The sequence below is a fragment of the Parabacteroides sp. APC149_11_2_Y6 genome, from assembly GCF_054506995.1.
This window is the reverse complement of sequence record NZ_CP173709.1, coordinates 1,892,425-1,911,002: the sequence shown is the minus strand read 5'-3', so window position 1 is coordinate 1,911,002 and position 18,578 is coordinate 1,892,425. Positions and strand designations below refer to the sequence as shown.

The 18,578-nt window shown below is 44.8% G+C and carries 19 protein-coding genes; 17 read left to right on the top strand and 2 right to left on the bottom strand.

Translation table 11 applies throughout. The features are described from left to right. The first annotated feature begins 48 nt into the window (after positions 1 to 48). From ACGE0T_RS07670 to ACGE0T_RS07635, 8 genes are read left to right on the top strand one after another with little or no spacing between them, the layout of a single operon-like run. Positions 49 to 1,254 carry a DUF4876 domain-containing protein gene (locus ACGE0T_RS07670; RefSeq protein ID WP_459189943.1) on the top strand — a complete coding sequence of 402 codons (1,206 nt, stop codon included), beginning with the start codon at positions 49 to 51 and terminating at the stop codon, positions 1,252 to 1,254. A 15-nt stretch (positions 1,255 to 1,269) separates the two neighbouring features. Then, the gene (locus ACGE0T_RS07665; protein ID WP_459189942.1) at positions 1,270 to 2,808 is read left to right on the top strand and encodes a DUF6850 family outer membrane beta-barrel protein; all 1,539 of its coding nucleotides are present in this window, start codon (positions 1,270 to 1,272) and stop codon (positions 2,806 to 2,808) included. Between the two features lie 28 nt (positions 2,809 to 2,836). Next, a complete protein-coding gene (locus ACGE0T_RS07660) occupies positions 2,837 to 3,430 on the top strand; it encodes a hypothetical protein (protein WP_459189941.1) in 594 nt (197 codons plus the stop codon). Then, positions 3,417 to 3,989 carry a PepSY-associated TM helix domain-containing protein gene (locus tag ACGE0T_RS07655; RefSeq protein WP_459189940.1) on the top strand — a complete coding sequence of 191 codons (573 nt, stop codon included), beginning with the start codon at positions 3,417 to 3,419 and terminating at the stop codon, positions 3,987 to 3,989. Before ACGE0T_RS07660 ends, ACGE0T_RS07655 begins: the two co-directional genes overlap by 14 nt. A 14-nt stretch (positions 3,990 to 4,003) precedes the next feature. Beyond that, on the top strand, positions 4,004 to 4,891 hold the full coding sequence (locus tag ACGE0T_RS07650) for an ABC transporter ATP-binding protein (RefSeq protein WP_459189939.1): 888 nt from the start codon (positions 4,004 to 4,006) through the stop codon (positions 4,889 to 4,891). 25 nt (positions 4,892 to 4,916) lie between these two features. After that, on the top strand, positions 4,917 to 5,588 hold the full coding sequence (locus ACGE0T_RS07645; protein ID WP_459189938.1) for a hypothetical protein: 672 nt from the start codon (positions 4,917 to 4,919) through the stop codon (positions 5,586 to 5,588). Between the two features lie 26 nt (positions 5,589 to 5,614). Continuing rightward, positions 5,615 to 6,643 (top strand): DUF4857 domain-containing protein, encoded by a 1,029-nt coding sequence (locus ACGE0T_RS07640; RefSeq protein ID WP_459189937.1) that lies wholly within the window; start codon positions 5,615 to 5,617, stop codon positions 6,641 to 6,643. A 54-nt stretch (positions 6,644 to 6,697) separates the two neighbouring features. Further along, on the top strand, positions 6,698 to 7,756 hold the full coding sequence (locus tag ACGE0T_RS07635) for a Gfo/Idh/MocA family oxidoreductase (RefSeq protein ID WP_459189936.1): 1,059 nt from the start codon (positions 6,698 to 6,700) through the stop codon (positions 7,754 to 7,756). 146 nt (positions 7,757 to 7,902) lie between these two features. Here the strand turns inward: ACGE0T_RS07635 and ACGE0T_RS07630 are convergent, their stop codons facing one another. Further along, a complete protein-coding gene (locus tag ACGE0T_RS07630; RefSeq protein ID WP_459189935.1) occupies positions 7,903 to 8,502 on the bottom strand; it encodes a DUF4890 domain-containing protein in 600 nt (199 codons plus the stop codon). Positions 8,503 to 8,679: 177 nt separating this feature from the next. Between ACGE0T_RS07630 and glyA the strand changes: the two genes are divergently transcribed. Both glyA and ACGE0T_RS07620 read left to right on the top strand, forming a co-directional pair. Continuing rightward, entirely contained in the window at positions 8,680 to 9,960 is a 1,281-nt protein-coding gene (glyA, locus tag ACGE0T_RS07625) for a serine hydroxymethyltransferase (RefSeq protein ID WP_459189934.1), read from the top strand. A 122-nt stretch (positions 9,961 to 10,082) separates the two neighbouring features. After that, positions 10,083 to 12,431 carry a family 20 glycosylhydrolase gene (locus ACGE0T_RS07620; protein ID WP_459189933.1) on the top strand — a complete coding sequence of 783 codons (2,349 nt, stop codon included), beginning with the start codon at positions 10,083 to 10,085 and terminating at the stop codon, positions 12,429 to 12,431. A 161-nt stretch (positions 12,432 to 12,592) separates the two neighbouring features. Here the strand turns inward: ACGE0T_RS07620 and ACGE0T_RS07615 are convergent, their stop codons facing one another. Then, positions 12,593 to 13,321, bottom strand: coding sequence for a TetR/AcrR family transcriptional regulator (locus tag ACGE0T_RS07615; RefSeq protein WP_459189932.1), 729 nt, complete (start codon positions 13,319 to 13,321; stop codon positions 12,593 to 12,595). Between the two features lie 356 nt (positions 13,322 to 13,677). Between ACGE0T_RS07615 and ACGE0T_RS07610 the strand changes: the two genes are divergently transcribed. From ACGE0T_RS07610 to ACGE0T_RS07580, 7 genes are all read left to right on the top strand, one after another. Beyond that, positions 13,678 to 14,412 carry a WGR domain-containing protein gene (locus ACGE0T_RS07610; protein ID WP_459189931.1) on the top strand — a complete coding sequence of 245 codons (735 nt, stop codon included), beginning with the start codon at positions 13,678 to 13,680 and terminating at the stop codon, positions 14,410 to 14,412. 92 nt (positions 14,413 to 14,504) lie between these two features. Continuing rightward, the gene (locus tag ACGE0T_RS07605) at positions 14,505 to 14,981 is read left to right on the top strand and encodes a hypothetical protein (protein WP_459189930.1); all 477 of its coding nucleotides are present in this window, start codon (positions 14,505 to 14,507) and stop codon (positions 14,979 to 14,981) included. 96 nt (positions 14,982 to 15,077) lie between these two features. Continuing rightward, positions 15,078 to 15,335, top strand: a complete 258-nt coding sequence (locus ACGE0T_RS07600) for an immunity 17 family protein (RefSeq protein ID WP_459189929.1) — start codon at positions 15,078 to 15,080, stop codon at positions 15,333 to 15,335. 177 nt (positions 15,336 to 15,512) lie between these two features. After that, positions 15,513 to 16,283, top strand: coding sequence for a DUF4241 domain-containing protein (locus ACGE0T_RS07595; RefSeq protein ID WP_459189928.1), 771 nt, complete (start codon positions 15,513 to 15,515; stop codon positions 16,281 to 16,283). A gap of 4 nt (positions 16,284 to 16,287) precedes the next feature. After that, positions 16,288 to 16,902 (top strand): hypothetical protein, encoded by a 615-nt coding sequence (locus ACGE0T_RS07590; RefSeq protein WP_459189927.1) that lies wholly within the window; start codon positions 16,288 to 16,290, stop codon positions 16,900 to 16,902. Between the two features lie 76 nt (positions 16,903 to 16,978). Further along, positions 16,979 to 17,749, top strand: coding sequence for a DUF4261 domain-containing protein (locus ACGE0T_RS07585; RefSeq protein WP_459189926.1), 771 nt, complete (start codon positions 16,979 to 16,981; stop codon positions 17,747 to 17,749). Between the two features lie 77 nt (positions 17,750 to 17,826). Then, positions 17,827 to 18,561: a hypothetical protein gene (locus ACGE0T_RS07580; protein ID WP_459189925.1), complete on the top strand. Its 735-nt coding sequence runs from the start codon at positions 17,827 to 17,829 to the stop codon at positions 18,559 to 18,561. Positions 18,562 to 18,578: the final 17 nt, after the last annotated feature.

Below are 18,578 nucleotides of genomic sequence, written 5' to 3'. Positions count from 1 at the left end.
AGCGTTCAAAGTATATATAGTAGTATAAACCAAATAATAAGTCAAACAATGAAAATGAAGTATTTATCACTCGCCATCCTGCTTACGGCCGGAATCGGATTGGGCGCATGCAGCGACGACCGTATTGCCACCTCATCCGTTACTCCCGGCCTGTCTGTGTCGAACCAGATTGAAGGGCTGGCTATCACAAGCGGAGAATATACATTTAAAGAAGTCAACACCGGAACGGAAACCAAGGTCTCCTACGGTTCATTGCCTTTCGAACTGAACGACGGGCTCTATAACGTTACCTTTATCGGAAAGGGTAAGTATGCCTACAATACGGAAAATGTAGAAGTGAATATCCAGGGTACACAGCAAAACGTACAGGTAAGCGGCGGAAGCTGTAACCTGAGCATTCCGGTCTACGTACAAAACAGCGGAGCGGACTTTGTGATTGCCGAGATTTTCGGGATAGGAACCCTCACTCCGGAAAATAAACAATACAACGGCGACCAGTACATCCGCATCTACAATAACTCGGACAAGACGTTATACGCAGACGGGCTGGCACTGCTGGAATCAAAATTCATGACTACCAGCAAATACAACTATACACCGGACATTATGAATGAGGCTTTCGCCGTACAGGTGGTAGCCGTTGTTCCCGGAAACGGACAAGAGCATCCCGTAGAACCCGGCCAATCCATCATCCTCTGCGATAATGCCATGAACCATAAGGAAGCCAATCCTAATTCCATCGACCTGAGCAAAGCGGATTTCGAATGGTACACCCAATCCACAAGCAGCAGCAACCCGGACATGGATAACCCGGATGTCCCGAACCTGGAGATGTATTACAATTATACCAAAAGTATCTGGCTGTTGGCAAAGAAAGGGAATCGCGCCTATGCTATCGGACGTATTCCTTCTTCCGTAGGCAAGGATAACTACATAAAAGACTATGTCTATAAATATACCTACATGATTAATGAGGGGCTGAGCAGCAAGGAACAAACCTGTTACCAGTTCCCGAACGAATGGATTATCGATGCGGTAAACATCGGCCCGGTGAACAGTTACGTATGGAATATTACCGCCCCCGTACTCGACATGGGACACACCTATTTCGGTGAAACGGATGCTACTACTGAAAATGCAGGAAAAAGCATTGTCCGTAAAGTAGCCTATAAAGACGGCGACCGCGAAGTATTGCAGGATACGAACAATTCCTCTATCGACTTCACCCCTTCCACTTCACCTTCAATCAAATAAGATTAAAGCAACGATATGAGACGCATTCCCTTTGTATTGTCCCTGCTCGGTTGTTCCCTCTTTCTGCCTGCTTACGGGCAGGAAAAGGTACCCCTGCCGGTAAGGGACAAAGTAAAAACGATACTTTCCCCCTCCACCCTGTTTCAGGGTAAGGTATGGGACAATCCGGCACTGTATAACTACTACAGCAGCCAGTCCGTCACAGACCTGAACCTGGGCGGACGGTATACGGACAGAGGGAATGCTTCGCTGGTGCAAAACGGAAATAAGGATTTGCTGTGGAATGCCCGTGTCAACTCCTTCATCCGCCTGAACGAAAAAGAATCGGTGTTCGGTTCCGCCTCCTACGAAAACAAGCACACCAAGGACATCCGTTGGAATGAGAATGACGATTTCGATTTGCTTTATCCGTATGTCACCGGAGATTCTATCGGCGGTTTCATGCAGAAAGAGACGTATAGGTTTGAAGGAGGATACGCACGCGAAACAGGCGAATGGAGTCTGGGAGGTAAAATAGGTTACCGTGCCGTTTCAAGTTACCGCGACCAGGACCCGCGTCCGCGCAATATCATCTCCGACCTGAATATCTCAGCCGGGGCGGCACGGCACATCGGCTCTTACCGGCTTGGCATACGTGTGGATTTCCAGACATACAAACAGAGCAGTAAAATCAGTTTCCTTGCCGACAAAGGTTCGACCCCGGTCTACCAGATGTTAGGTTTCGGGATGCACTACGTCCGCTTTGCCGGTTCCCAGACTTCTTCCCAATACAAGATTACCCGTTGGGGAGGCAGTATCGACCTGCTGCCGGAAGATGGCAGGAACGGCTGGTCGGCAACGTTGTCGGCAAACAGCCTCCGGTTGGTGAAAGAGCTGACAAACCTCTATTACCTGCCGCTTGTGAAGGCCCAGGAATATAACCTCTCTGCCGAAACAGCTTACCAGACCACGTATGACGGCGGCAAGAAAGCCGGCATACGGCTGACCGCAGATTACACCAGCCGCAAGGGGACGGAAAACCTCTTCGGGGATGCAACAGGCAACAGCTATCCGGTAATCGGAAAGACGCCGGGCTTCAAACTGCAACAGGCAAAAGTCTTCCTTTCCGCTTTCATGGAACACCCTGCCGACGCTTCACATGCCTGGGGATGGAGCCTGCAACCGGAAACGGGCTTTTATAACATCGACGCCAACTATGAAACGGCTAAACGCTCTTTCCGGACAACCACCTGGCAGGCGAACCTGCAAGGACAGTTGCAAAGGGCTTTCAAGCGGACTTTCTGGACGGCATCCGTAACAGGCGGCTATGCTGCAAACCTGAGTAACCGCGCGGAACTGACGGGTATGGATACGAAAGCATCCTCCTCGCAGGCAGTAATGCACAACATCGCTTACCTGAGCGACAACTTCTGGAATGCCGGCGCATCCCTGCGCGCCGACTACCAGCTGAACAAAGCGTACGATTTGTACCTGCAAGCCGGATGGCAAACGCAGCAATACAAAGCGTGCGGTAATACACAGCAGGGAACTGTATCAATAGGATTTATTTTTTAATTATAAACTTTATAAAAAGAGAGAAACGATGAAAACAAAGCAGATACTTATCGCCGCATTGGTCCTATTTGCATGTACAGCAACTTCATGCAACGGAAACAAAAGCAGTAACGGACAAAGCAATGCCCAGGCTTCGGAAAAACAGGAAGTTTCTACGGCTTTAACTATCGACGAACTTCTTACGGACGCGGACAATCTTGCCAATAAAAGCGTAACCATCGAGGGAGTATGTACCCATATCTGTAAACATGGCGCTACAAAAATATTCCTGATGGGCAGCGACGATACTAAAACAATCCGTGTGGAAGCAGGTCCGCTCGGTTCATTCGACACCCAGTGTGTAAATTCGATGGTAAAAGTAAACGGTACCCTGAAAGAACAGCGTATCGACGAAGCCTACCTGCAAAACTGGGAAGCGCAACTGAAAGCGAAAGCGGCCAAGAACCACGGCTACGGTGAAGCCGGATGCGACTCTGAAAAGAAAGCACGTGGCGAAACTGCCAACACGCCGGAAGCACGTATCGCCGATTTCCGCGCAAAGATAGAAAAACGCAAAGCGGATACCGGAAAAGATTACCTCTCATTCTATTTTGTAGAAGCAGCATCCTATGAAATTCAGTAATAAGGGAGCAAAATTCAGAAAGGCGTGCCGGTTGATACACCGGGACCTTTCTTTCTTCTTTGCCGGGATGATAGTCATTTACGCTTTGTCGGGGTTGTTTATGAACCATCGCAACGATATCAACCCGAATTTTTCCATTCACAGAAAAGAATATAAAATAGACGAGGCACTGCCGGGCAAAGAGAAGATGGACAAACAGACCGTACTCCGCCTGCTCGAACCGCTGGGCGAGGTAAAGAACTTCACCCAATTCTATTTCCCGGCTCCCACGCAGATGAAAGTATTCCTGAAAGGAGGTTCGAGCCTGGTTGTAGACACCGCCACCGGACAAGCCTTATACGAGTCCGTCAAACGCCGTCCGCTGATATCCCCGATGGTGAAGCTGCACTTCAACCCCGGCGGCTGGTGGACCTGGTTTGCCGATATCTTTGCTGTCGCCCTCATCCTGATTACCCTGACCGGGATATGGATGGTGAAAGGCTCGAAAGGGCTTTGGGGACGCGGCGGTATCGAACTTGCCATCGGCATACTTATTCCAATCCTTTTTTTAATCCTTTAAAACGGACTGTATAAATGAGCGCAATCATAGAGTGTAAAAATCTGACACATTATTACGGCAAACGGAAAATATACGAGAACCTGAGCTTTGAAGTTCCCCGGGGACGTATCCTCGGTTTGCTGGGAAAAAACGGTACGGGGAAAACAACGACCATTAATATATTGAGCGGTTACCTGCAACCCCGTTCGGGCGAATGCCGCATATTCGGCGAGAATATCCAGACGATGGAACCGTCGCTGCGGCGCAATATCGGTTTGCTGCTGGAAGGGCATGTGCAATACCAGTTCATGAATATTACCCAAATCGAAAAGTTCTACGCTTCCTTCTATCCCGGACAGTGGAAAAAGGAAGCTTATTATGATTTGATGAACAAACTGAAAGTAGCTCCGGGACAAATGATTTCCCGCATGTCGAACGGACAGCGCTCGCAGGTGGCGCTGGGGCTTATCCTGGCACAAAATCCGGAGCTGCTGGTATTGGACGACTTCTCTTTGGGGCTCGACCCGGGCTACCGACGCCTCTTCTCCGACTACCTGCGCGATTATGCCCGCTCGGAAAACAAAACGGTATTTCTGACCTCCCACATCATTCAGGATATGGAACGGCTGATTGACGACTGCATTATCATGGATTACGGACGTATCCTGACCCAGCAGCCTATCCATGAACTGATGGAAAACCTCCGCCGTTATACCTGTACCGTACCGGAGGAGTATGAACCCCGGTTGCCGGAAACGTTTTATCACCCGTCCGTGCTACACAATACATTGGAAACCTACTCCTTCCTTGCCCCTGCCGAAGTGGAAAAGTGCTGGAAAGAACTACAGGTTCCGTTTACAGGGCTGAAAGGTGAACAGGTCGGACTCGAAGATGCCTTTATCGGGCTGACGGGCAAATACTAATTACTGCTTACTAATAAAACGAAAAATGATTAAAGCTATCTTCTATAAAGAATGGATTAAGACTCGCTGGTATTTCCTGCTTGCTCTGGTGGTCACTACCGGAATGGCGGGCTATACGATGCTGCGACTGAACCGTACCATCACCCTGAAAGGCGCCGGACATATCTGGGAGGTGATGGTGACGCGCGATGCTATCTTCATCGACTTGCTACAATACGTCCCCTTGCTTGCCGGTATCCTGCTGGCGGTGGTACAGTTCGTACCCGAAATGCAACGCAAATGCCTTAAACTCACTTTGCACCTTCCCTGCTCACAGCAGAAAATGATATTCTCTATGCTTGCATTCGGGCTTATCCTGTTGCTCGGATGCTTTGCGGCCAATTTCATCGTGATGGGGCTCTATCTCCCGCAGATATTTGCTTCGCAGCTTGTACGGCACATCCTTCTATCGGCTGTTCCCTGGTATCTTGCCGGTATTGCCGGCTATATGCTGATAGCATGGACTTGCCTGGAACCGACCTGGAAGCGGCGGATACTGAACCTGGTTGTCTCGGCGATTGTTTTCCGTGTTTACTTCCTGGCTCCGGCACCGGAATCTTACAACGGCTTCCTGCCGTGGCTGACGCTTTATACGTTGCTGACGGCTGTCTTGTCGTGGATTTCCGTCACCCGTTTCAAAGCCGGAAAACAAGATTAATAATTTGATTATAAAACGAAAAAGCTATGATTCGATTCAGTAAGATATTTCTTTATAGTACCCTGCTTATCCTGTTGGTATGGCAACTGCCCTGGTGCTATGCTTTCCTTACGGCAAAACCGGCAAATGCGCCTTTTATATTATACAGCCCCATCATCGACGACTTTATCGTTACCCAAAAGAAAGGGGATAAAAATGTGGTTCGCTTCGACCTGAAAGACCGTGAATATACACAGAAGGATGTGGATAGCCTGCTTCCTACTTTCTTTATGCGCCAACTGGTTGCCGACGAACGTTTCCCGGATACCTTGCTGGGCGTTCCTGTCAGCCCGAAGGAGGTACAGCATGCTTCGTTCACGTTCCGCAGCACGCCTTCTACGGTTAATGTCCCGCAAACGGGGATTTATTTTCTGTTGGAATCCATGTCTAAACGTGTGGATCTGGAAATGCCGGACGATGCTTTCCGGTTTACGAAAAACGGTATCGAGTTTATTAATATGAATACTAATACGGTAGATACGGAAAAAAGCATCTTGTTTACGGATATGCTGAACAAAAAAGGGTTTGCTTTTCCCGCCCTTCGTGCATCGGGTAATCCTACTACCCGCAAGGAGTATGATGAAGGCTATCTGGTACTGGATGCCAACCGCCGTCTGTTCCATTTAAAACAGACACAGGGACGTCCGTATGTAAAAGCCATCGACCTGCCGGAAGGGGTTGTTGCGGACTGGGTATTTATAACCGAGTTCAGGAACCGGAAGACACTGGGGTTCCTTTGCGATACGGAACACCGTTTTTATGTTATCGAACGCGACGGTACCGTAGTGAAAGCGGCTATCCCCGGATTTGACCCGACGAAAGACGGGATTACCATCTTCGGAAACCTTTTCGACTGGACGGTAAAAGTCAGCAAAGAGAAGGAGGATCATTTCTATGCCTTGCGTGCTTCGGACTATTCCCTGATAAAGGAGTATTCATTACCTAACGAGAGTAGGGAAATTCCGGGATTGTCTTTCACTTCCCCGGATGATAAATTTGTCCGTCCGAGGTTCTGACAGGCTATCCATTTTTGTTATATATTTACGGTATGAATTTAAAAAATGGATTTTATGGAAAAGATAAAGACAGGCCTCGCCTCTTTCGGAATGTCCGGGCAGATATTCCATGCCCCTTTTATCAGTACCCATCCGGGATTCGAACTGACAGCCATCACGGAACGCAGTAAAGAGCTATCCAAAGAACGGTATCCGGCAGCACAGATTGTCCGCAGTGTGGAAGAACTGGTCAATATCAAAGACTTGGAACTTATTGTGATAAATACGCCAGACAGTACCCATTATGAATACGCCCGCCTCGCCCTGAATGCCGGCAAACATGTAATTGTGGAAAAGCCTTTTACCACCACCGTAGAGCAAGGAGAAGAACTAACGGCCCTTGCCCGGCAAAAAGGGCTTATGCTAAGTATCTACCAGAATCGCCGTTGGGACTCCGACTTCCTGACGGTGAAAGAGGTCATCCACAAAGGCCTGACCGGGCGGTTGGTCGAGTTTGAATCTACTTTCCCCCGTTTCCGCAACTTTATCAAACCCGGAACCTGGAAGGAAACAGGCAAGCAGGGAGGCGGCATTACCTATAATTTAGGAGCACACTTAATCGACCAGGCGATACAACTGTTCGGTATGCCTGAAGCTCTGTTTGCAGACACCGGCATCCTGCGAGATGGCGGTATGGTAGACGATTATTTCATCATTCATCTTCTCCGTTGCCAGAAAGCCCCAGATATAAAAATCACCCTGAAAGCGAGCTATCTGATGTGCGAACTGGAACCCCGCTTTGTTTTACATGGCACAAGCGGTTCCTTCGTAAAATACGGGCTCGACCGCCAGGAAGCAGACCTTACTGCCGGTATTATGCCGGATACTCCGCACTGGGGCGAAGAGGACGAAGCAATCTGGGGCACGCTCCACACACAAAAAGACGGAGTAGACACCCGCTACAAATACCCAAGCCTGAAAGGAGATTACGCCGGCTTTTATACTAACATCTACGAACACCTCCGCAACAACCAACCGCTGGAGGTAAAACCTGAAGATATCCTGAATGTCATCCGTTTAATAGAAGCCGCCCATCTAAGTAGCAGGGAAAAAAAGGTGATACCTATACAATAATTCCGGAAATCCGGCTGATAAATATCCCTATATAAATTCAGGTAGAATCCGGAATATTATTTCCGATATTCTACCTGATTTCAATTTACCTAAATCTTGCCTTAAAAACGTGTGTCTATGATTGGGTTTTGGTTTATATTATAATCCTAAAACTCTAATTCCTGTTGCTTTTTTTGCGGATGTTTATGGCGGCTATTTTTCACTTTTTGCCATTGCTCATACTGTTCGGAGGAGAGGATCTTTTTTAATGATTTCTCTTTCTTCTCAACTTGCTTTGCCAACGCTTGCATGGCTTCCGGAGTCAGGGCCGGTTTACCCATCCGATGATGAAAGCCCTCGCCACGCGGATGGCCATTTTCCCCATCTACAGGAGGCTGGCCCATATCGCCCATCTCGGGAGTTCCCATCTCCGGTCCGCCCATACCAGGAGCTCCCATGCCGGGACCACCACCCATTCCAGGTCTGCCCCCTCCCATCGGAGGACGCCGCCACCCCCCGTTAACATTTTCCTGTATCGCTTTTTGCCGTTGTTTTTCCTCTTTAAGATTCAATTTATAAATCTTTTTATATTGCTTGTCTGTAAGTTGCAATTCATCCTTCATCTCATCCGTTTCGCGGGCTGCTACTTTTTCAGGTGTTTGTGCTTCCGGAAAACGAGGTTCCCATCCCTTTTCCTGGGCAAAAACGGAAGAAATGCCGCACACTAAAAAAACGGTCATCAATACTGTTCCAACTTTACTTTTCATATACTGCTTTTTTTAATTATATCCCAAAGATAACGCACCTCCCCAAAAAGAATCAAACAAAATCGATAAAGCGAAGAAATTTATCGATGAAACACAGGATAATGGATTTTTATTGTAAATTTGCGTCGATCCTGTTATTTGAAAGGGAGTTCATTACTATAATTAATTCTATACGGAATGAAAAGAGACAATATCATTTTCGACATCATTGAGAAGGAACATCAACGCCAGTTGAAAGGCATCGAATTGATTGCTTCCGAAAACTTTGTAAGCGACCAGGTAATGCAAGCTATGGGTAGCTGTCTGACAAACAAATATGCAGAAGGTTATCCCGGCAAACGCTATTATGGAGGTTGTGAAGTTGTAGACCAGAGCGAAACTATCGCTATCGAACGCTTGAAACAAATCTTCAACGCTGAATGGGCTAACGTACAGCCTCACTCCGGTGCACAGGCTAACGCTGCCGTATTCTTAGCTGTATTAAACCCGGGCGACACATTCCTCGGACTGAACCTGGCACATGGCGGACACCTTTCCCACGGTTCTCCTGTAAACAGTTCGGGTATCCTGTACAAAGCGACCGAATATAATGTAAAAGAAGATACCGGACGTGTAGACTACGACCAGATGGAAGAAGTGGCATTGCGCGAAAAACCGAAATTGATTGTCGGTGGCGGTTCTGCTTATTCACGTGAATGGGATTACAAACGTATGCGCGAAATAGCAGACAAGGTGGGTGCTCTGCTGATGATCGACATGGCTCACCCTGCAGGTCTGATCGCCGCAGGTTTGCTGAACAACCCGCTCGAATATGCGCATATCGTAACATCTACAACCCATAAAACATTACGCGGCCCGCGTGGCGGTATTATCCTGTTGGGTAAAGATTTCGAAAACCCGTGGGGAAAGAAAACACCAAAGGGCGAAATCAAAAAGATGTCCCAATTATTGGATTCTGCCGTATTCCCGGGTATTCAGGGTGGTCCGCTGGAACACGTAATTGCTGCTAAAGCGGTTGCTTTCGGCGAAGCATTGGAACCGGAATATAAAACATACCAGGCTCAGGTTAAGGCGAATGCTGCTGCTATGGCACAAGCATTTATCGACAAGGGATACAAAATCATCTCCGATGGTACCGACAACCACAGCATGCTGATCGACCTGCGCAAAAAATTCCCTGAACTGACAGGTAAAGTTGCAGAAAAAGCATTGGTTGCTGCCGATATCACAGTAAACAAGAATATGGTTCCTTTCGACAGCCGCTCGGCCTTCCAGACTTCCGGAATCCGTGTCGGTACTCCGGCTATCACGACACGTGGTGCCAAAGAACCGTTAATGGCTGAAATCGTTGAAATGATCGACACAGTTTTGTCCGCTCCCGAATGCGACAAGACAATCGCTTCCGTTCGCGAAAAAGTAAATAGTATCATGAAAGAATATCCGATCTTCGCTTGGTAAGATCAGACTTCATACAAAATGGAAAATTGGGAGTTGGCGGCTTTGCATCAGGCAGGGTTCCGGTTTCCGGTTTTCCATTTTTCTTTATTATTAAACACCAATTATTAATCATCATTATCTAAATGAAAAAGCTTGTTTCCATGTGTGCTGGCGCAGCACTTTGTATACTTGCGTCATGTAGCGAAGGAACGGTTAAAGAGATGCCTTACAACCAGGGTATCAATGTAATTCCTACGCCGGTAAGCCTCGTGCAAAACGATGGTAGTTTCAAACTAAACAAAAACACAGTTATCTCTGCTCCTACTCCTGAAGTAAAAACCGTTGCCGAATTTTTTGCATCCAAAATCAATACGGCAACCGGCTACAATGTAACAGTAAGCGACAAATCCGCATCCAATGGCATTGCCCTTATGCTGGACAACCTGCTGGATGTAAACAATGAAGGGTATACGCTGGATGTTACCACCGATGGTGTTACTGTCAAAGCAAAAACTCCGCAGGGTTTATTCTATGGTATGCAAACGTTCATGCAATTGCTTCCTGCCGAAATCGAAAGCCCTGTAATTGTAAAAGACATTGCATGGAATGCTCCTTGCGTGACGGTAAAAGACGAACCCCGTTTCGGTTACCGTGGTATCATGCTGGACCCATGCCGCCACTTTATCCCGGTTGAAAATGTTAAGAAACAACTGGATGTACTGGCATTGTTCAAAATCAACCGCATGCACTGGCACCTGACAGACGACCAGGGATGGCGTGTGGAGATCAAGAAGTATCCGAAACTGACTGAAATCGGTTCCAAGCGTATCGATGGCGAAGGTACCGAATACGGTGGTTTCTATACGCAGGACCAAATTAAAGAAATCGTTCAGTATGCAGCAGACCGCTTCATCACGGTAATTCCAGAAATCGAACTTCCGGGCCACGAAATGGCAGCTATTGCAGCTTATCCTGAACTATCCTGCAAAGGCGAACAGGGAACTCCGCGTATTATCTGGGGGGTTGAAGACATCGTAATGTGTGCGGGAAAAGAAGAAACATTCCATTTCCTGGAAGATGTAATAGACGAAGTCGCTCCATTGTTTCCCAGCGAATACTTCCATATAGGAGGCGACGAATGTCCGAAAATCAGTTGGAAGAACTGTCCACTTTGCCAGAAACGTATCAAAGAAGAAGGTTTGAAAGGTGACAAAGAACACTCTGCCGAAGAAAAGCTGCAAAGTTATTTCGTACAACGGATGGAAAAATACCTGGCTGAAAAGCATGGAAAGAAAATTATCGGTTGGGACGAAATTCTCGAAGGTGGTCTGGCTCCTACTGCTACCGTTATGTCATGGCGCGGAGAAGCCGGTGGTATCGCCGCAGCTAATATGGAACACGATGTAATTATGACTCCGGGTTCAAACGGTATGTACCTCGACCAATACCAGGGAGACTATAAAATCGAACCGGTTACCATCGGCGGTTATGCTACCCTGGAAAAAGTGTACAACTACAACCCGACCCCTGATACGCTGGTTGCAGCCGGTAAGGACAAATACATCCAGGGTGTACAGTGCAACATCTGGTCCGAATATATGTATAATACAGACATTATGGAATACCGTATCTATCCGCGTATCCTGGCTTTGTCTGAAATTGCATGGTCGCCGTTAAACCGCAAAGATTATAAAGATTTCGAACGTCGCCTGGACAATGCACTGGTTCGTCTGGATGCCCACAACATCAACTACCATATTCCTCAACCGGAACAGCCGAACGGCTCTTGCAATTTTGTTGCCTTCACTGATAAAGCAACGCTTGAATTCAAGACGGTTCGCCCGATTAAGATGGTATACACTATCGATGGTAGCGAACCGACTCCGGAATCGACCGTATATTCCGCTCCTATCGAATTTACAGAATCAGGTGTATTGAAAATCCGTTCCGTATTACCTTCCGGTAAGATGAGCAAAGTTCGTACCATTACTGTAGAAAAGCAGGAATTCGCTCCTGCCAAAGAAGTGGCTAAAACAACTCCGGGCTTACAGATGGAAGTAACAGACGGCATGTTCCTGAACACAGACCAGATGAAGGAAGCCAAAGAGTGGAAAAAGTCCGTGATAAAAGACCTGCGCGATTTAACACGTGTTGTCAAGACAGACGAATCCATGCGTGGTGTTAAACAATATGCGGCTGTAGCAACCGGTTATGTAAATATCCCGGAAGATGGCGTTTATTATATTTCTTCCGATAACGAAGAAGTATGGGTGGACGGAAAGTTGCTAATCAACAACAGCGGTGAAGTAAAACGTTTCTCCCGTCATGATACTTCTATCGCACTGGGTAAAGGTTTGCACGAAATCAAAGTGGTATTCTTAGGACATATTATCGGCGGCTGGCCTTCCAACTGGAACGACGGTAGCGTAAAATTACGTAAAGCCGATACGGATAAGTTTACTCCGATTACGGCTGATATGCTGAGTCACTGATGTAATTATTAATAAAGGGTAACCTTTTCCTATATCAAGAGGGGACAGAGATGATTTTATACACGCTCTGTCCCCTCTTTTTTATTTTATGCTTTTATCTTATCTTCCTGATAAAAGACACCTTTACTCCCCGAATCAAAGACAGGAACTACAGCATAAATCTAAAGCCCTTGCACCACCCCGGCAGATAAACCCGTACATTCTGCTATCATATCATCCGGCAGGCCTTTCTGTTTGAAATTGCGGGCTATCTCAATGGTTCGATTATGTTCTTCGAGTGCGGAGAATATCAAATTACAAAGATATTCAAGTGTATTGTATAGACGTTCCCTATTTTCTTTCCGCTGGTAATCCACATCAAAGAATGTGGAACGCTTGCGGTGCAATATCAGGTAATAGGTTCCAGCAGTAAGAAGCCCGACTATTATATCAACCGGGATATCCGTTCCCTCAAACAAACGCCTGTATTCTTCCATAGCTGCCTTGTAATGCTTCTCCCGGCTCCGTGCCATACGCCTTGTTGTCGGATTGTCCGCTTCGAGTTCCCATACCAACAAATGCTGCATGTCGGTATTATCATACAAGTAAATAGCCAGAGCCTTTAAGGTGCTTTTCAAAAGGTCTTCGCCGGCTTTATCCGTAGGATGTTCTTCATTAAAAAGGTCATGCAGCCAATAATCGGAAATATATGCGTACTTATCCAACAGTCGCTCTATACTTCTATAGTTCTTAAGCAGGACGGACATTTGTATATCGGCTCTTTGCATAATATCCGTAAAAGATATCTGCGCCAAGCCTTTTTCACCTGCTAATTGCCGGATAGCATCGAACACGTCTGCTTCCAGTTCGGCACGGGTACGGCGTATGCGTTTATTTTTTGGTTGTTCCATATTATTTTTTCTATGTATGCAAAAATATATAAAATTAAAATGAAATCTCCTTATTGTATGCTACAAAATAATTTTCAAGGTGTAGAATGAAAAATAATGCTACTTTTAGTAGGTTACACAAACAGAATAATGTATTTTTATCGGCATATAAATATCTTATATTATTATATATGAATTTATTTCACTGATTATCAACATTTATTTATTCTATTTTATATACTTTTCTATTGCTATATTAGTATAAAGGATATAGGACATGTTGATTTCCAACAAAATATATACATGAAAAATAGCAAACAAAAGAAAAGACGCAGTTAGCTGCCGGACATCAAGAACAAACTGACAACAGGAACAATATGAAAAGAGCCTTTATTTACAAAGACGAGAAATCCCACAAATTCTGGTGGATTGATTATAGTGGTTGTTGCTTTGCCGTAAACTATGGTAAATACGGTAGCATCGGAAAATATGAAGTCAAGGAATTTGACACAGAAGAAGAATGTCTCAGGGAAGCAGAGAAGCTAATCCGTTCAAAAGTGAAAAAAGGCTATGTGGAAGATACCGGTTTCGATTTTCTTAACCGATTATACATCGACAGTGATGAGTATGGGCTTCATCCTAAAACTTCGCATCCAAAATATGCCGAACACTTTATTGACGAAATCTATTATTCGGAAGGTGACGAAGAAACACCTTTCGGCAGTGATGAGGGAAGTGATACCTTATCCTTCCTCTTTGAAGCGATAAGAAAAAACCCGAATCTTGACTTTGCAGATTTTCCCCGGAAATTAATAGAGCAAGATTGGGATATGGAATACATTCCTGTTGATACACTCGACGCCGACAAAGTAAAAGAGATGGCATCACGCAAAAAAATGGATATGATTCAAAGTGATATGGTTACTTATGCCACGGCTTTTGCACAGATAAAAATAACCGGTTCTATTTCACCAAACTTAAAAGAACGTGGAATCAATGCGATCAAACGATTGGCTTTGATCGAGGGTATGCCTTGGACTGAAAATGAAATCCAAAGCCAAATGATAAAGGATCTCCAATCATTTGACGCAATCTCATTTTCTTTGGAATAGTTCAAATGACGCAAAAACGTCCTTAGTTGAACGGAAAGGCCATAATGAAAAAACGAATATAATTTTACGTTATATACAACAGAACGAAGACAATGGGAATATTCAAAATGCTTATAAATGAATTGTTGGGTACTAAGAAAGAATATGAAGTGAAAGATTTGGGTATCTTCACCTGTAAGGTTTGTAATTGGTATCAGGACAAACACTATACATGGAGTGGTATCGTACAATTGCCCTTTTATTCAAAGGAAACCATTCTTTTAATGGAAGGGGATGCCTCTGCCCCATTACCCCAGCAGGTATTGGAATTACAAACAATACTACAAAACTGGAAATCAGTAATTACTAAATTGGATAGTATGTTGCCTAACGAAAGCAGGTTGGCACATAAAGAAGAAATATATGCTTCCTGGCAAGACACATTTTATCCTGATGCGGTAAATCCGGCCATACCATATACCGATGGTTGGGAAATAACATTTGTCAGAACAGATGATTTAAAAGATTATTTCGGCTTTATCTGGAAAAATAACGCCGTGCGGGATTTGACTTTAGAAGTAGGCGCATGATAAACTTCCACAAAGACATTAAATGAAAGACTTAGAGAAAATAACAGCGGGATTCCGCTGTTAGCATCCCATTACCAATTACATAAAAATCAAATTATGGAAGCTATTGACAGCGAGTTTTTTAGTAGACTATGCAAAGAGTACGGATATTTATTTATTGCGGCAAGTGGACTGTTGTTTCTGCTTGGTGCCATTCTAAACTGGGATTGGGTACTGGAAGGCGACGGAAGAATGATGAATATCGCATGGGTTTCTCATAAGTTCGGAAGAACTGTTGCTCGAATCTTGGTTGGAATCAGTGGAAGCGTTCTGCTTGTAATAGGAATTTTAATGTTCTTTTTAAGCAAACTGTAATTCAGCCATTTCGTGACAAATGAGATGAATGACAGTTCTAATTACAGAACATAAGGGCTTTTAAAAGCTGCCTGAGAAACTATGATGCGATTAAACGACTGATAGCGGATAGACCTCCCCTGTGGTCGATTATCCACCAGATATTATTATCAAATAACAACAATAAAAAAGAAATATATGACAACATTAAATGACAGGATGTGGATGGAAAAATGGGAAGCAGTAAAAGAGAAGACCGCTTGTCCTGTTGACCTGAATATGTATTTTGAGCAAAAAGAAATTGCAGGGAAAACGTTGGCAATAATGGACATTGGTTCTTGTGATTTGCCCAGCGGTAAGGTCTTGGTAAGAGATCCGTTGGTGTACCTCTCTAACCATAATGAACGTCCGTATTTCCTGACTGCTCCTACGGGCAGATACCAGACTGAAATTTGTGTAGTCAAATCAGATGGCGAGGATTGCGACCGCTATGCGGCTGTCCGTTTGCGCTTTTCTGAAAAACGAGCTGTTCGCTTCTACGAAGCATTAATCGGTAATGAGAACCTTGATACATTGGAAGATGGAGATTATTTTGGTTTTTGTGTCGATGCCGGACTTGGTTGTATCTGTGACGAGATGCTCCACCGTGTCTATTGTGATTGGGATGAACAATGGCGTAAAGACCATCCCGATGATAACCCTTACGATGGCTACTTTGCCTCTCTTTTTGAGGAAAACTATCTCAACCATCCGGAGTATCAGCGCAAAGGTGGTGACTGGTTGAATTGGCAAGTGCCGGAAACGGAATATCATATGCCCATTTTCCAATCCGGTTTTGGTGACGGAACTTATCCCGTATATTGGGGGATTGACGAGGATGGTGCTATTTGCCAATTAGTCATTCAGTTTATAGACATTCAACTGGCTTATGGCGAGGATGTGGAAGAAGAATCAACAATTAATATTTAGGAAAATGGATATTGTAAAAAAGCTACCTTCAAAAGAAATATTACAAAAGACTTGTAAAGCGATTTCTGTTTTAGATGCAATTCTTTGTTCCGAATGGGAATATCGCTATTATTCCTACAATTCACAATGGAGTGAAAGCGAAGAGTTTTGCGAAATGCAGGATATGGAAGGGCAACGTTTTCAGATTCTCTTCAAAGAGAAAGGCTGTGTCATTAATGGTGTCCATAATGATTATAAAGACGCCGATAAAAATATATTAACCGAAGGGTTGCCGGGTATGTATCAAGAGTTCATTTTTGGTGAACCGGTTGCCTCTTATGGAACCAACTTCTGCATTTGGACGGACGAGAAAGGTAAATGGCAATATAACGAAACAGGCAAAGCTGATGGGAAAGAAGAATTATTGCATATTTTGGATGGAAATCCGATAACCTATAAGCAATGGGCAGAAGAGTATTTCGAAGTAGAAGAAATTCCGCTGGACATTATCGAGCAAATCTACCGTGGAGAAATATTGACAGAGAGCATGGTTCTGGCAGTCAATCCGGAGATGGAAGATTGGGAACAGCTAATCAGTGATTTGGAAGAAATAAATTATACGTTTGATTTTAAACGGTAACAGACAGCAATACCGTTTAATACGGTACATCGCCGGACGTTATACACAGAATAAATAATTAATAACATATACTAATATGAATCAAATGGATATGAATAAAGAAAATAATGAAACCGGATGCTTTGTTGCATTTGTACTACTATCTCAAAACCAATGGGATAAGAAGAAGTTTATAAGTGATTTCAAAACCGACTGGAACATAGATTTGTCTGATAACGACACAGATGATGCACTTGTTGCTACAATCGATGAGATGACACTTGCGGCGGCTATTATGCCGGCACCGGTTCCAAATGGAGAAGCCGAACATTATGCGAACGCAAATTATATGTGGAAAGACGCAGTAAAAGCTGCCCAAAATCACAAAGCACATATTCTGATTTCCGTATTGGGAAAAGATACAGACCTGTTGGAACGTGGAAAGTTATTTACCAAAGCTGTTTCTTCCTGCCTGAAACAGCAAAATGCCATTACGGTCTACACGGATGGTACCGTATTCCAGCCTTCGTTTTACACAGAAGTCGCTTCATTTATGCAAGAAGACGAAGAAGCGTTGCCAGTGTTGGATTGGGTATGGTTTGGTATCTATCACACAGATAAACATTCAGGTATATATACGTATGGCATGAGGAAATTCGGAAAAGAAGAAATAGAAGTGTATGCTGATGCCGATTTGAATGAAATTCGTGATTTCTTGTTAGATATAGTTACATACATTTTAGATTGTAATGTAACTCTGCAAGATGGTGAAACCATTGGTTTCTCCGAAGAACAAAAACTCGGCATCACGCTTAGCGAGGGTATTGCATTAGAAGGCAAGAGTTTAAAAATCGAATATCCACAATAAAATATAACAAACGGCTCAACTTCCTTCATTGTCGGTTGGCCACGGCTTATAGTATCAACAATAAAAAAACAAAAAGTATGAAGCTATTTACAAATCCAGCGTCCGACTGGGAGAACCAAATGACAGAAGAGGAAATCAAGCAACTGGAAGCACAGGGTTGCGATGTAACAGAACTGCGTGCCAAACGTGCCGAACAACAAAAAAAGGAAGAAGAAGCCGAACAAAGACAGGAAGAAGAACGGGCTGCATTCCAAAATCCGACAGCCCTCGACAAACTGGCTCCTTACACTCGTATTCCAAGAAGTATGGACACCCCGTTTTTCAAAGCCACAGCCGGCAGTGCACCTTGGCTGTTCAAGGATCGCTGGAAAAAGAAATATACGGAAGCTCCACTTATTTATGCTGCTGTGGTACAAGCCAACACAGATTTATGGCTGCCGGGCAACAACGAGTATTATCCGGCTGTGTTTGTTTTCGCTCTTGATGAAAAACATATACGCAACAGTGAGTGGCTGAAAGAAACGGCAGAGACAATCCATGCACTACAGGATGCAGACCGCTTACCCGACGATTGCCGTAAACTGATAGAAACATTACGTGACGAAACCAGTGAATTCTGTTTCCGTATCGGACACAGCGTTTGCGGTGATGCCGACGCATGGTGCGCCACTTACAAATTTGACAAACAGACCGATTTGCCACGCAAAGCATTACCCTCTGACGGCATAGTGCCTTTCTTATTGAAATCTGCTCCGGAAGAGAACCAGTTTGTGGATTTTAAGTTGATTCCTTCTGAATTTTACATCGGATAATATAGGAATGTGCCGCA